General features: G+C 57.8%; 12 protein-coding genes. 4 read left to right on the forward strand and 8 right to left on the reverse strand.

Annotated elements, in window-relative coordinates:
* Positions 1 to 54 precede the first annotated feature (54 nt).
* Both ACF6ZU_RS11510 and ACF6ZU_RS11515 read left to right on the forward strand, forming a co-directional pair.
* Complete coding sequence (locus ACF6ZU_RS11510; protein WP_392892458.1) at positions 55 to 1,818, forward strand: S-type pyocin domain-containing protein; 1,764 nt, start codon at positions 55 to 57, stop codon at positions 1,816 to 1,818.
* Positions 1,815 to 2,075, forward strand: coding sequence for a bacteriocin immunity protein (locus ACF6ZU_RS11515; RefSeq protein WP_392892460.1), 261 nt, complete (start codon positions 1,815 to 1,817; stop codon positions 2,073 to 2,075). The genes ACF6ZU_RS11510 and ACF6ZU_RS11515 overlap by 4 nt, the downstream gene beginning before the upstream one ends.
* Positions 2,076 to 2,128: 53 nt before the next feature.
* Here ACF6ZU_RS11515 and ACF6ZU_RS11520 read toward each other — a convergent pair whose 3' ends face one another.
* Complete coding sequence (locus ACF6ZU_RS11520) at positions 2,129 to 2,743, reverse strand: energy transducer TonB (RefSeq protein ID WP_392892462.1); 615 nt, start codon at positions 2,741 to 2,743, stop codon at positions 2,129 to 2,131.
* Positions 2,744 to 3,071: 328 nt separating this feature from the next.
* Here ACF6ZU_RS11520 and glpT point away from each other — a divergent pair, with 328 nt between their 5' ends.
* The gene (glpT, locus tag ACF6ZU_RS11525; protein WP_392892464.1) at positions 3,072 to 4,421 is read left to right on the forward strand and encodes a glycerol-3-phosphate transporter; all 1,350 of its coding nucleotides are present in this window, start codon (positions 3,072 to 3,074) and stop codon (positions 4,419 to 4,421) included.
* Here glpT and ACF6ZU_RS11530 read toward each other — a convergent pair.
* The 7 genes from ACF6ZU_RS11530 to ACF6ZU_RS11560 all read right to left on the reverse strand — a co-directional run bounded on the left by ACF6ZU_RS11530 (position 4,397) and on the right by ACF6ZU_RS11560 (position 12,827).
* On the reverse strand, positions 4,397 to 5,065 hold the full coding sequence (locus tag ACF6ZU_RS11530; protein WP_392892466.1) for a gamma-glutamylcyclotransferase: 669 nt from the start codon (positions 5,063 to 5,065) through the stop codon (positions 4,397 to 4,399). The genes glpT and ACF6ZU_RS11530 overlap by 25 nt on opposite strands.
* Before the next feature lie 299 nt (positions 5,066 to 5,364).
* Positions 5,365 to 6,333, reverse strand: coding sequence for a CDP-6-deoxy-delta-3,4-glucoseen reductase (locus tag ACF6ZU_RS11535; protein ID WP_392892468.1), 969 nt, complete (start codon positions 6,331 to 6,333; stop codon positions 5,365 to 5,367).
* Positions 6,333 to 7,799: a 4-hydroxy-3-polyprenylbenzoate decarboxylase gene (ubiD, locus tag ACF6ZU_RS11540; protein WP_392892470.1), complete on the reverse strand. Its 1,467-nt coding sequence runs from the start codon at positions 7,797 to 7,799 to the stop codon at positions 6,333 to 6,335. Before ubiD ends, ACF6ZU_RS11535 begins: the two co-directional genes overlap by 1 nt.
* A gap of 79 nt (positions 7,800 to 7,878) precedes the next feature.
* Positions 7,879 to 9,834 carry an acyltransferase family protein gene (locus ACF6ZU_RS11545; protein WP_392892472.1) on the reverse strand — a complete coding sequence of 652 codons (1,956 nt, stop codon included), beginning with the start codon at positions 9,832 to 9,834 and terminating at the stop codon, positions 7,879 to 7,881.
* Between the two features lie 326 nt (positions 9,835 to 10,160).
* Positions 10,161 to 11,420, reverse strand: a complete 1,260-nt coding sequence (rho, locus tag ACF6ZU_RS11550) for a transcription termination factor Rho (RefSeq protein WP_007942421.1) — start codon at positions 11,418 to 11,420, stop codon at positions 10,161 to 10,163.
* A 249-nt stretch (positions 11,421 to 11,669) separates the two neighbouring features.
* On the reverse strand, positions 11,670 to 11,999 hold the full coding sequence (gene trxA / locus ACF6ZU_RS11555; RefSeq protein WP_003206727.1) for a thioredoxin TrxA: 330 nt from the start codon (positions 11,997 to 11,999) through the stop codon (positions 11,670 to 11,672).
* A 120-nt stretch (positions 12,000 to 12,119) separates the two neighbouring features.
* Positions 12,120 to 12,827 carry a FadR/GntR family transcriptional regulator gene (locus tag ACF6ZU_RS11560; RefSeq protein WP_392892479.1) on the reverse strand — a complete coding sequence of 236 codons (708 nt, stop codon included), beginning with the start codon at positions 12,825 to 12,827 and terminating at the stop codon, positions 12,120 to 12,122.
* Between the two features lie 256 nt (positions 12,828 to 13,083).
* On the opposite strand from ACF6ZU_RS11560, the gene ACF6ZU_RS11565 reads away from it, so the two are divergent.
* Positions 13,084 to 13,869, forward strand: a complete 786-nt coding sequence (locus tag ACF6ZU_RS11565; protein WP_392892481.1) for a transporter substrate-binding domain-containing protein — start codon at positions 13,084 to 13,086, stop codon at positions 13,867 to 13,869.
* Positions 13,870 to 13,887: the final 18 nt, after the last annotated feature.

Below are 13,887 nucleotides of genomic sequence, written 5' to 3' on the forward strand. Positions count from 1 at the left end.
TCGCCGCAAGGGTTTTCATTAATTTGATGCCATACAGACACAAGGAGCGACTGTATGAGTGATCAAGACTGGAAACCCGGCGACACTTTGAATATAGCTGTAACTGAAATCAATCCTTACAAAGAAACACGCTACTCACAGGCCTTTGAAGGTGGTGGATACGGGGTAGATCCACGGAAAAATTTTCAAATGACACCTAATGTTGCAGCACACAGCTTAAGTGTTCGCATCAACATGGAAAAAGATCATCAAGAAAACATCAAAAACCTTCCAGAACAAACGCTATCCGAACTTTCGACCAATGGCGTGCAAAGCGCAGAGACGGCAACACAAAGTGATTCGAACAGCATAAAACGCGACCTGCTTATCATTGATAAATTAATACAACTTAAAAACGAATACTTGCAAGACAGCTTACAAAAGGCAAACTCTTTTTATGGCAGCGATCCGCACAACAAAACAGAAAAAGAATATATAAATAGATTCAACCGATACACACGACAACTTCATGGTCCCGGAGAAACAAACAAGCTCTGGATTCGATCCTACTTAGCGGGGTATTCCGTCAAGTACCACAATGAATCAATACGTCTTCTTATGCAGCACTCAAATCAACTCACTGCGGCTTATACGGATGCGCTGACCCGTGAAGAGACCGCTCGGCAAGCGGAGGCGCTAGCCAGAGAGATTGCCGAGAGAAATGCCGAAAACGTAAACCTGGCAACCGTCAGCGGTGCAGCAGCAAACGCAAAGCCGTTAGTAATAACTTCCGACGGTCTGATCGAAGGGTACGACGCCCTGCCAACCTCCTTGAGAGGCGCAGTCGAATCCCTGGAAAAAGCCACCGCAGCGCTAGGCCGAGGCCGTTTGGCAGCACTGTTCGCATCGGTCTTCTACTCGCCTACTCTCGGAAACGGCGACCTGCAGCGTAATCCTGTCGTGCTGACCATGCCGCTGTCGCAGCTTGCCGGCAGTGGCGCCGACTACACGGGTTTGCACACATCCGACTCCGTCAGCGTGCCCTTCCGTGTCACATCAACGACGCGTGGAGAACACACCCAGCTTTATCTCTCCCCGACCGGCGAAGCCCTGTCCGATAAGGTCAGGGTAAGAGAAGCCAAGCTTGATCCACTCACTCACCTCTACACGTTCAGAACCGAAGGCTTCAACCCTAGGACACTGACCTGGACACCAGACAGCGCGCCAGGCAAAGAAGTTTTGGGCTCTACCGAACTACCCGCAGAACAAACTGACATCAAGATTTATCCGGGGGCCAGGGTTACACCTGTCGAGGGTCGAACAGACGAATATCCGGCGGAAGATGAGGCCGACTCCGACGATTACATTCTGTGGTTTCCAAAAGAGTCCGGAATCGACCCCGTTTATGTCATGGCGAGCCGAAGCGGGCCGCGCTATGAGCCGGGGACCGCTACGGGGATAGGGCAAGCGGCTGGAGAAAACTGGCTAGGAAGTGAATCGGGCCAATCGGGCGTTCCGGTTCCTGCGCATATTGCGGATGAATTGCGTGGTCAGGACTTCAGGGATTTTGATAAATTTAGAGAGAGGCTTTGGAATACTGTGGCAAATGACTCAACGCTAAGCGAGCAATTCAATCCACTTAATTTAGTGTTGATGAAAAAAGGGTATTCACCATTTGCCCCCCAAAGTGAACAAGTGGGTGGCCGGCAGAAATTTGAAATTCATCATCGGCATCCGATCAGCGAAGGGGGCGAAGTCTACAATATGGACAACATGGTAATAATGACTCCTAAAGCGCACATCGCTAAACACTCAAAAAACGATGGTGAGTCTCAATGAATACCAAAAAAACGTTCGACCAATACGCCGAATCTGAGTTTTTGGAACTCATCCATAAATTATTTCTAGGGCAATACTCATCTGAAGAAGAACTTGACTCCATTGTTCACAAGATAGTAGACGCTTCCGAACACCCGAACGGAACCGACATTCTTTTCTACCCTGAACAAGGAGTTGAAAACACTCCCGAAGGCATACTAAACAGTATAAAGAAATGGCGCGAAGCAAACGGTAAACCCGGCTTCAAACCAGAGTAATTCGCTCAACGTAAAAAAGCGCGACCGTAATCGGTCGCGCTCCATGCTCTCAATCAAAGCAACTCGCGAATTTCCTTCGGCAGAAAACGCACATACCGCGATGCCTGATGCGTATTACAACGCCGAACAATCGAAGGCACGCTCTTGTTGAGCTTGGCAATCAGCTCCAACCGCCTTGCATCTGGCAATTGTGTAGGCGACAGCGAGTGGGTCAGATAGCTGCGGGTCCAGCTGAACACCGGCATGTCGACCCAGGAGAACTCCGCCAGCTGCAACGCGCTCCGGGCGACGTCGCCACAACTCAACTTCTTCAACTCCTCGTTGGCGTGAATAGGGAGATTGTCGTCCAGCCTGAAAACCATTGGCGCAACCACCTGGATTTGCGCAGGTCGCTCTACGGAAATCTCCCAGGGCCTGTATCGCCATTGACTCACTGCCGTTCGGGAGGCTTCGACCAACTCAGGATGCGCGTCTTTCGACGCCTCTACCTTGCTGACAGAGCCATCGGCGTGGGCGATAAAACTGACACGCAACGTGCCGGTTATACCCTCTCGATAAAGTGCCACAGGGTAAACCGGCTTGGGATTGTTCTCCGGAATCAGGAACACCTCTCCAGCCCTGACATCGATAGACAACACCAGCAATAGCGCACACACAAAGCACCGCATAAACCCCACTCCTTAGCGACTGAAAGCCAGACCTGGCAACCGCACAAAGGTTAAGGCGCGACGCGTTTTTACATAACGCCATGGCGTCCTGTTCAGGTGCAGGATATTTCCCAAAGGCCTGCCCTACTTCGGGTACAACCACGTCATAAAGGGTCGCAAGGTAACCATTCCTACAACGCCTCCCACTTACACCTGAGCGACATGTTCGTAAAAGAACATGCGATCTCCAGAATTTCCGTTGTTTTGCCGATGAGAACCCGTGCTATTTTCGGTAACGAAACTGTAACATTCGCATCCGCAGTCAAAACAAGAAAACTGGAGCTCTTGAATGTTTGCTTTCTTTCGTCCTGCCGCACATCAGGCTCCATTGCCTGAAGAAAAAATAGACAGCGCCTACCGACGCCATCGCTGGCAGATCTTCGCCGGCATCTTCATCGGTTACGCGGGTTACTACCTGCTGCGCAAAAACTTCTCCCTGGCCATGCCCTATCTGATCGAAGAGGGCTACACCCGCGGTGAGCTGGGCCTGGCCCTGTCGGCGATTGCCATCGCTTACGGCCTGTCCAAATTCCTGATGGGCATCGTTTCCGACCGTTCCAACCCGCGCTACTTCCTGCCGTTCGGCCTGCTGGTCTCGGCGGGTGTGATGTTCATTTTCGGCTTTGCGCCCTGGGCAACCTCCAGTGTGACCATCATGTTCATCCTGCTGTTTATCAATGGCTGGGCTCAGGGCATGGGCTGGCCACCGAGTGGGCGCACCATGGTGCACTGGTGGTCGCAGAAGGAACGCGGTGGCGTAGTGTCGCTGTGGAACGTGGCGCATAACGTCGGCGGCGGCCTGATCGGTCCGTTGTTCCTGCTCGGCATGGGCCTCTTCAATGACTGGCACGCGGCATTCTATGTGCCTGCCGCAGTGGCCATGGCCGTGGCGGTGTTTGCCTTCGCCACCATGCGCGACACACCGCAATCGGTCGGCCTGCCACCGATCGAGAAGTACAAGAACGATTACCCGGAAGGCTACGACGCCAGTCACGAAGAAGAATTCAGCGCCAAGGAAATCTTCGTCAAATACGTACTGCGCAACAAAATGCTCTGGTACATCGCGATGGCTAACGTCTTTGTTTACCTGCTGCGTTACGGCGTACTGGACTGGGCACCGACCTACCTCAAGGAAGCCAAAGGCTTCAGCGTGGATAAAACCTCGTGGGCCTATTTCCTTTACGAGTGGGCAGGTATTCCGGGGACGCTGCTGTGCGGCTGGATGTCGGACAAGATCTTCCGTGGCAATCGCGGCCTGACGGGCATGGTGTTCATGGCGCTGGTGACCGTGGCGACGCTGGTGTATTGGCTCAACCCGGCCGGCAACCCGACGGTCGACATGATCGCGCTGATCTCGATCGGCTTCCTGATCTACGGCCCGGTCATGCTGATTGGCCTGCAAGCGCTGGAACTGGCACCTAAAAAGGCAGCCGGTACGGCGGCGGGCTTCACAGGCCTGTTCGGTTACCTGGGTGGTTCGGTCGCGGCCAGTGCAGCCATGGGCTACACCGTGGACCATTTCGGCTGGAACGGCGGCTTCGTCTTGCTGATCGGCGCATGCCTGCTGGCAATGGCCTTCCTTGCGCCAACCCTGTGGCACAAACAGGTTGCCAGTCAGACCCGCGAAGCGATCGCCTGATCGGTCTTTGATTTGCAGCGCTTGAGCCGCGCCTCCAGATTCCGGTCTGGCATGGCGTGGCTACGCAGGGCGTTGGCGGTCTGCTCGACATAATCGCGAGTAGTGCCGTAACGCCCGCAAGCGTTTTCGAACACGTGGCTCAGCACGTGATCCGGCAGGTTGCCGGCGTAGCTGGGCAGATGTCGCTCCAACACGAATCCCAATGCCTGAACCTGGCTTCCGTCTTCGAGACGGCAGTTCAACCAGTGCGGGCGATAAGAAGGGAATGGCATTTCGCGCTGCCACAGTGCGTAGAGCGATGCTTCGAGCTGTTCTTCCGGCAAACGATAAGCGAAGCCGCTGCAAGAGCCACCGCGATCCAGGCCAAACACCAGGCCCGGCACTTCCGGCGTGCCGCGATGTTCGTGGGACCACAGGTACAAACCGCGATGGTAGCCATGCACCCGGCCGCGAACGCGTTCAACCGCCGCGCACTCGGGACGCCAGATCAGCGAGCCATACGCAAACAGCCAGACCGGCCCGCCCTTGTGGCGTGCCATGGTCGATTGCATCGAGCTGAGCAATTGTTCGTGCGTAAGCTGCGGCCCGAAGTCGAGCCGCGGAGGGTAAGCCAGATTCAAGAAAGACGATTCAATGGCGCTCATGGCGAATAGCGTTCAGCTCCCCGCGGGTAATGAATTACTTAATAGAACGCACCGCTGTAACAATAAGGCACATATGTTTCAAGGCAATTTAAGTGCCATGGCACAGTTCTTAATTAATTGTCTGATTGAGTTATAACCTACCGGCATTTATTTAATTTTATAAATACCGATCGGCTATATGCCGAGTTATATGTAGGAGCGAGCCTGCTCGCGATGGAGGTCAACGATAACGCGTGCAGCAGGATGAACGCGTTGTTCATGCGTCCATCGCGAGCAGGCTCGCTCCTACAGGGACAGCGTCATCCTCTTGGTGCGTAGGCAAACACATCGGCGCGCATCTGGTGCGCATCCATCCCGGCGTCGACCAACGCATCCAGCGTGCCGTAGACCATCGCCGGCGAACCGCTGGCATAAACGTGCAGCGCTTTCAGATCGGGGAAATCCTCGCACACCGCTTCATGCAGCATGCCGCAGCGCCCCCGCCAGCCGCACTGATCGCTGACAACCTTATGCAGGAACAGGTTGGGCAGTTTCGCCCATTCATCCCAATGTTCGATTTCATAGAAGTCTTCAGGACGACGCACGCCCCAATACAGATGCACCGGATGCTTGAAGCCCGAGGCGCGGCAATGTTCGATCAGGCTGTGGATCTGACCCATGCCGGTACCCGCGGCGATCAGCACCAGCGGCCCTTCCGGCAATTCCGCCAGGTGAGTGTCGCCGAACGGCATTTCGATCCGCACCATCGGATTGCGCTGAAGTTGTTCGATCAGGCTCTGCGCACTGCTTTCGCGCGCCAGCACATGAATTTGCAGATCACGCCCGGCATGGGGTGCCGAAGCCAGGGAGAAGGCCGATTTCTCTCCGTTCTCACGCTCGATCATCAGGTACTGACCAGCGTGGTAGCGCGGCGGTTTGCCGGCCGGCGCCCGCAGGCTCACCCGCCAGGTATCGCCGCCGACGTCCCTGCACTCAATGACCTGACACGACAAGCTGCGCACCGGCAATTCTCCCAGCGCAAGCACGCCATCCCACAGCACGATGCAGTCTTCCAGCGGCTCTGCTATGCAAGTGTAGAACTCGCCATGGTCACGCACATGACCGGCCTGCTCGACCCGCCCTTCCACCAGCAACGCGGCACATACGTGGCAATTGCCGTTGCGGCAGCTTTGCGGGCATTCATAGCCCAGGCGCCGCGCGCCATCAAGGATCCGCTCGCCGGGCAGAATCTCAAGCACTGCTCCGGAGGGCTGCAAGGTTACACGCATCAATCTATTCCTAACTGGTTCCAGATGGCATCGATCCGCTGGGTCACGGCATCATCCTTGACGATGACCCGGCCCCACTCGCGCGTGGTTTCGCCCGGCCATTTATGCGTGGCATCGAGGCCCATTTTCGAACCCAGGCCAGATACCGGCGAAGCGAAGTCCAGGTAGTCGATCGGCGTGTTGTCGATCATCACCGTGTCGCGCTTGGGGTCCATGCGCGTGGTGATGGCCCAGATCACGTCGTTCCAGTCCCGGGCGTTGATATCGTCGTCAGTGACAATAACGAACTTGGTGTACATGAACTGTCGCAAAAACGACCAGACACCGAGCATTACCCGCTTGGCGTGGCCGGGATACGACTTCTTCATGGTCACGATGGCCATCCGGTACGAGCAGCCTTCGGGCGGCAGGTAGAAGTCGGTGATCTCGGGGAACTGCTTCTGCAGGATCGGCACGAACACTTCGTTCAGCGCCACGCCGAGAATCGCCGGCTCATCCGGTGGACGACCGGTGTAGGTGCTGTGGTAGATCGGCTTGATCCGGTGGGTGATGCGTTCGACGGTGAACACCGGGAAGCTGTCGACTTCGTTGTAATAGCCAGTGTGGTCGCCGTACGGACCTTCATCGGCCATTTCGCCGGGATGGATCACGCCTTCGAGGATGATCTCGGCGGTGGCCGGGACTTGCAGGTCGTTGCCGCGGCACTTCACCAGTTCAGTGCGGTTACCGCGCAGCAGGCCGGCGAACGCGTATTCGGAAAGGCTGTCCGGCACCGGCGTCACGGCGCCGAGGATGGTCGCCGGATCAGCGCCCAGCGCCACGGAGACCGGGAACGGCTGGCCGGGATGCTTCTCGCACCACTCGCGGTAATCCAGCGCGCCGCCACGGTGGCTGAGCCAGCGCATGATGACCTTGTTGCGGCCAATCACTTGCTGGCGGTAGATGCCGAGGTTCTGGCGATCCTTGTTCGGGCCTTTGGTGACCGTCAGGCCCCAGGTGATCAGCGGGCCGACGTCGCCGGGCCAGCAGGTCTGCACCGGCAGCATCGCGAGGTCGACGTCATCGCCTTCGATGACCACTTCCTGGCACACGGCGTCTTTAACGACCTTGGGTGCCATCGAGATGATCTTGCGGAAGATCGGCAGCTTGGACCAGGCATCCTTCAAGCCCTTCGGTGGCTCGGGCTCCTTGAGGAACGCCAGCAGCTTGCCGATTTCGCGCAGCTCGCTGACCGATTCGGCGCCCATGCCCATGGCGACCCGTTCCGGGGTGCCGAACAGGTTGCCCAGCACCGGAATGTCGTAGCCGGTAGGGTTCTCGAACAACAGCGCCGGGCCTTTGGCCCGTAGCGTGCGGTCGCAGACTTCCGTCATCTCCAGCACTGGAGAGACGGGAATCTGGATGCGTTTCAACTCTCCGCGCTGCTCAAGTTGCTGCACGAAATCCCGAAGGTCCTTGAATTTCATTGAAGATGCCACCCCGAAAATAGGCGTACATCCTACCTGCTCTGACGGGCAAACAGCAGCCCGTCAGCGCGCGCCGCCATCAATTGTGGGCGCTACCCAGCAGCACCGGAGCAAACAATGGGCTCAGCCGGGCGCTGCCGACGTCCGAGAGATGGTCCTCGTCCTTGTATTGGGAATAGCCATTGACCTCGATGCTGCAGACCTTGTCCGCACACATCAGCGGCGTAGGATCGATGACATGCACGCCCGGGTCAGCGGCACTCATCTCGCTGAACAAGCCACTGAGAAAATGCTGGCGAGCCAGGTGCTCTTCGAGCGGACGCCCCAGCCCCTCGGCCGAACGCCCGACCCGCGCCAGGCTCGTCAGCCGGCTGATCGAACCCTTGCGCTGCAAAGGCACCTCCTTGAACAGCCAGACTTGTGCTCCCGCCGCCCTGATCGCAGCCACCCGGGCCTTGAGGGCTGCAGCCATGCGCGCTTCGGCCTGGGCCGTATTGTCGTGGGAGTCGAGCAGCACCTTTTTATCGCCGTCCTCACGGCCGTATACGTACAGGCTCCAGTTTGAGGCCAACACCACATCCTTGATCTGCAGGCGCCTCACCTGCTCCATGGTTTGCTCGTTGAAATCCTTGCAACGCTGGCGCGGATCCTCGCTCAGGACGGGTGGGCAGGCGCTCATGCTGTACAGCCAGACCGGTCGGCCCTCGCGCTTCGCACTGCTTTCGATCGCCGGCATCAGCGCTGCGGCGTGGCTGTCACCCCAGACCAGACGGGTCGCCGGAGTGTCCGGGTTGTCACCGAGCAGGCATGCCTTGTCGAGATTCTTATCCTTGGTGACCAGCATGCATTTCATCTGCCCGGCCCGCCAATCCCGCGCCTGCGCGTATTCCAGCGCCTTGCCGGTCAGGCGCTGGGGAAAGCCATCCGCCGAGCGCACAACGGAACCCGTCACCGCCAGGGCAGCCATGGTCAGCAAGCCTGCCGCCAACACTGGTTTGCGTCCGCCCAGCAGGCGTTTTTCCCGGAACGGCAGCTCGACGAAACGCCAGCTCAACCAGGCCAGACCCAGCGCCAACAGCATCCAGCCCGCTGCCTCCCAGGGCTGGATGCCGTCGATCGAAATGGCGTTGGCGTAGACGTAGACAGGCCAGTGCCACAGGTACAGGGAGTACGAGAGCAGGCCGACCCACACAAATACCCGAGCACTCAGCAGTTGGCCGACCCAGGTCGAACCTTGCCCACCCGACCAGATCAGCGCGGTGGCACCGAGCACCGGCAGCAACGCGGTCCAGCCCGGGAACAGCGTAGCCCGGTCAAACGTGAAAACCGCGACAAGCACGGCCATCAACCCGGCGAGGCCAACCGCCTGATAAAGCCACGGCCGCACTGGTTGTTTCGACGCGGGCAACACCGCAAGCATCGCACCGCACAGCAATTCCCAGGCACGTGTCGGCAGCGAGAAGAACGCCACGTCGGGTTTGCGCTCGATGTAGGCGATGTTCAGCCCGAAAGACACCAACAGCACGGCAAACAGCATCCAGCGCCAATGACGAACATGGCGCATCAACAACACCATCAACAGCGGAAAGAAGATGTAGTACTGCTCTTCAACAGCCAGGGACCAGGTGTGCAGCAACGGCTTCAAATCCGATGCGGGCTGGAAATAGCCGTCTTCACGCATGAACAGGATGTTTGAAATGAACAGCGACTGATAACGCACCGTCCTGCCGAGTTCGGAGAAGTCCTTGGCCGTCAGCAGCAACCAGCCCAGCGCCAAGGTGACCAACAGCACCACGCTCAAGGCCGGAATGATGCGTCGCGCACGCCGTGCCCAGAAATCGACGAAGCTGAAACGCTGCGCACTGATCTCGCGAAACAGGATGCTGGTGATCAGGAATCCGGAGATGACAAAGAAAACATCCACACCGACGAAGCCGCCGCTGAATGTACTGAAGCCGAAGTGAAAGAGTACAACCGGGATAACGGCCAGGGCTCGAAGACCGTCGATATCACGGCGATTACCAAATGTGTGCATGACGCCCCTTGTAGTTTCAGATACAAAACCGATTGAACAGGGACATCCCTGAGGCGCGAAAGTTATCACCCCCGATACAAATGCGGTGCAAAAAAGAGCTCTCCACGGAATCCCGGCAAACCCAAAACCTGTAGGAGCCAGCTTGCTGGCGATGGACTTGAGTACGCCGCGTTGATTCAGACAGCACACGTCATCGTTAACGACCATCGCCAGCAAGCTGGCTCCTACAAGGGGCGGTGTTGTTATTGAGTGAAGTCGTGTTCAAATCAGACAGGCAAAAAAAAGGCGCCCCGATTGGGGCGCCTTTTTTTGCAGCGAACTGCGTGTTACTTGCGTTTCATCGACAGGAAGAACTCGTCGTTGGTCTTGGTCGTTTTCAGCTTGTCGACCAGGAACTCGATGGCGGCGATTTCGTCCATCGGGTGCAGCAGCTTGCGCAGGATCCACATGCGCTGCAACTCGTCGTCGGCGGTCAGCAACTCTTCGCGGCGGGTGCCGGAGCGGTTGATGTTGATGGCCGGGAAGACGCGTTTTTCAGCGATACGACGGTCCAGAGGCAGTTCCATGTTGCCGGTGCCTTTGAATTCTTCGTAGATCACTTCGTCCATCTTCGAGCCGGTTTCAACCAGCGCGGTGGCGATGATGGTCAGCGAGCCGCCTTCTTCGATGTTCCGCGCGGCGCCGAAGAAACGTTTCGGTTTCTCCAGGGCGTGGGCATCGACACCACCGGTGAGCACTTTGCCGGAGCTCGGGATCACGGTGTTGTAGGCGCGCGCCAGACGGGTGATGGAGTCGAGCAGGATCACCACGTCTTTCTTGTGTTCAACCAGGCGCTTGGCCTTCTCGATCACCATCTCGGCAACCTGCACGTGGCGGGTTGGCGGCTCGTCGAACGTCGAGGCAACCACTTCGCCGCGCACGGTGCGCTGCATTTCGGTTACTTCTTCCGGACGCTCGTCGATCAGCAGCACGATCAGATGAACTTCAGGGTTGTTACGCGCGATGTTCGCCGCGATGTTCTGCAGCATGATCGTTTTGCCGGCTTTCGGCGGTGCAACGATCAGACCGCGCTGGCCTTTACCGATCGGGGCGCACAGGTCGATCACACGACCGGTCAAGTCTTCGGTGGAACCGTTGCCGGCTTCCATCTTCATGCGCACGGTCGGGAACAGCGGGGTCAGGTTCTCGAACAGAATCTTGTTTTTCGCGTTTTCGGGACGATCGTAGTTGATCGTGTCGACCTTGAGCAGCGCGAAATAACGCTCGCCTTCCTTTGGAGGGCGGATCTTGCCAACGATGGTGTCACCGGTGCGCAAGTTGAAACGGCGGATCTGGCTCGGCGAGACGTAGATATCGTCCGGGCCGGCGAGATAGGAAGCATCAGCGGAGCGCAGGAAGCCGAAGCCGTCCTGGAGAATCTCCAGCACGCCATCACCGGAGATTTCCTCGCCGCTTTTAGCGTGCTTCTTGAGCAGGGAGAAAATCACGTCCTGCTTGCGCGAACGGGCCATATTTTCTATGCCCATCTGTTCGGCCAATTCGAGCAGTTCGGTAATCGGCTTTTGCTTGAGTTCAGTCAGATTCATATAGGAATGACGTAATCATTTATGGAGGGGGGGAAATTAAGCTTTTGGCTTAATGAGGCCGCGCCGCAGAGAAGGCGACAGGATCGCGTACTTATTCGAAAAGGAGTGCGTCGGCGACGGCTAGCAGGGGGCAGTGGAGAAACCAGTGCGGGGCCGAATGTATCACCTGAGTTTCGGAGCGTCTAGCCCTCAATAACGAAAAAGCCCCGCAATATGCGGGGCCTTTTTTCGGACACTTTACAGCGACGCTTAGATGTTGGCGTCGAGGAAAGCAGCCAGTTGCGACTTCGACAGTGCGCCGACCTTGGTCGCTTCAACGTTGCCGTTCTTGAACAGCATCAGGGTCGGAATACCACGTACGCCATGCTTGGCCGGGGTTTCCTGGTTTTCGTCGATGTTCAGTTTGGCAACGGTCAGCTTGCCTTTGTAAGTCTCGGCAATCTCGTCCAGAACAGGAGCGATCATTTTACAAGGGCCGCACCATTCAGCCCAGTAGTCGACCAGTACAGCGCCTTCGGCCTTGAGTACGTCGGCCTCGAAGCTAGCGTCGCTAACGTGTTTGATAAGATCGCTGCTCATGGAAGTCTCCAGGTTGTAAGCAAAAAAACGTGGCCCATCATAGCCGCCCTTCCTTCGTTCAGGAAGGTGCAGATGATTGAGTCTCGCTATGGTGCTGCATGAGTTTGGATATAGCTCAAGTCACGATGAGGCGGGAGCGACGAAGGCAATCCCGGTGCGCAATGCCGCGTTACGCACATGTTCGTGCATGGCTTTCTGCGCCGCCGCGGAGGAGCGCCGCGCCAGTGCGCGAAGGATCTTGCGGTGTTCCTGCCAGGTTTCCATGGCCCGCTCTGCCCGGATGAACGGTAGCTTCTGGCTCTCCAGAAACAGCTCGGCGCTGGCGCTGAGGATGCTCAGCATCGCCTGATTGCCGCTGGCCAGCAGGATTCGCCGATGGAATTCGAAGTCCAGTCGCGCCGCCGCCTCGAAGTCGCCGGACTTCAATTCGTTGCGCATCGCGGCCACGTTGTCTTCCAGCGCATCCAGTTCATCGAGGCTCAACGTCACGGCTGCCAGCCCGGTGGCAAAACCTTCGAGCGCATAGCGCAACTGGAAGATATCCAGCGGCGACGCCTGAGCCGCGAACGGCCAGCCCGGTGTCGCCTCGGAGTGCGGCATGTCCACCGGGGCCTGAACGAAAACGCCCTTGCCCGGCTGAATGCTGATCACGCCCAGCGCACTCAGTGACGACAAGGCTTCGCGCAACGACGCGCGGCTCACGCCCAGTTGCAGCGCGAGGTCGCGTTGCGAGGGCAAGGCATCACCCGGTCCGAAACCTTGCTCGGTGATCAATTTGCGGATGGCTTGCAGCGCCACTTCCGGTACGGCTCGGGAGATCGAATTCATGGTTTTTCAGACGAACCAGGCGAATGTGCGGCTAGTTTTAAAGCTATTCGCGGCGTCCGGCAAGTCGTGCCCCACCGGGGTTCGGTCATCGCCGACGATGCGCTATCGGGGTGCGAAACCAGACCTGACTGTTCAGACCAGTAAGACCGAACAATCCCAGTAAAACCGTGGCCTCGCACGGTAAAACCCCGATGTTGGCATGGCCCGTGCTCTGTCGATCCGCAGAATTGTTTACTCGCCGATCCGGAGATTTGCCATGACCCAGCGTTACAGCGCCCTCCTCGCCGCCCTGTTTGCCAGCCTCATGCTGAGCCAGGCGCCCGCCCATGCCGACGGTCTGGAGGATGTGGTCAAACGCGGCGTCCTCAAGGTTGCCGTGCCGCAGGATTTCCCGCCGTTCGGCTCGGTCGGCCCGGACATGAAGCCCCGCGGCCTCGATATCGACACCGCGAAACTGCTGGCTGACCAGCTCAAGGTCAAACTCGAACTGACGCCGGTCAACAGCACCAACCGCATCCCGTTCCTGACCACCGGCAAGGTCGACCTGGTGATCTCCAGCCTTGGCAAGAACCCCGAGCGCGAAAAGGTCATCGACTTCTCCAGCGCCTACGCGCCGTTCTATCTCGCCGTGTTCGGCCCGCCGGATGCCGCCATCAAGGGCCTGGACGACCTCAAGGGCAAGACCATCAGCGTCACTCGTGGCGCCATCGAAGACATCGAGTTGACCAAGGTTGCCCCCGAAGGCGTGACCATCAAGCGCTTCGAAGACAACAACTCGACCATCGCCGCCTACCTCGCCGGCCAGGTTGACCTGATCGCCAGCGGCAACGTGGTGATGGTGACCATCAGTGAGCGCAACCCAAAACGCATCCCCGCGCTGAAAGTGAAACTCAAGGATTCGCCGGTCTACGTCGGCGTGAACAAGAACGAGCCGGCGTTGCTGGGCAAGGTCAACCAGATCCTCGCCACCGCGAAAACCGATGGCGCACTGGAAAAGAACTCCCAGACCTGGCTGAAAGAGCCGCTGCCGGCTGATCTCTGATCGTCACTCGGGAGATTG

Origin of the sequence: Pseudomonas migulae (assembly GCF_043225285.1) — a bacterium.
GTDB classification, from domain to species: Bacteria; Pseudomonadota; Gammaproteobacteria; order Pseudomonadales; family Pseudomonadaceae; genus Aquipseudomonas; species Aquipseudomonas migulae_C.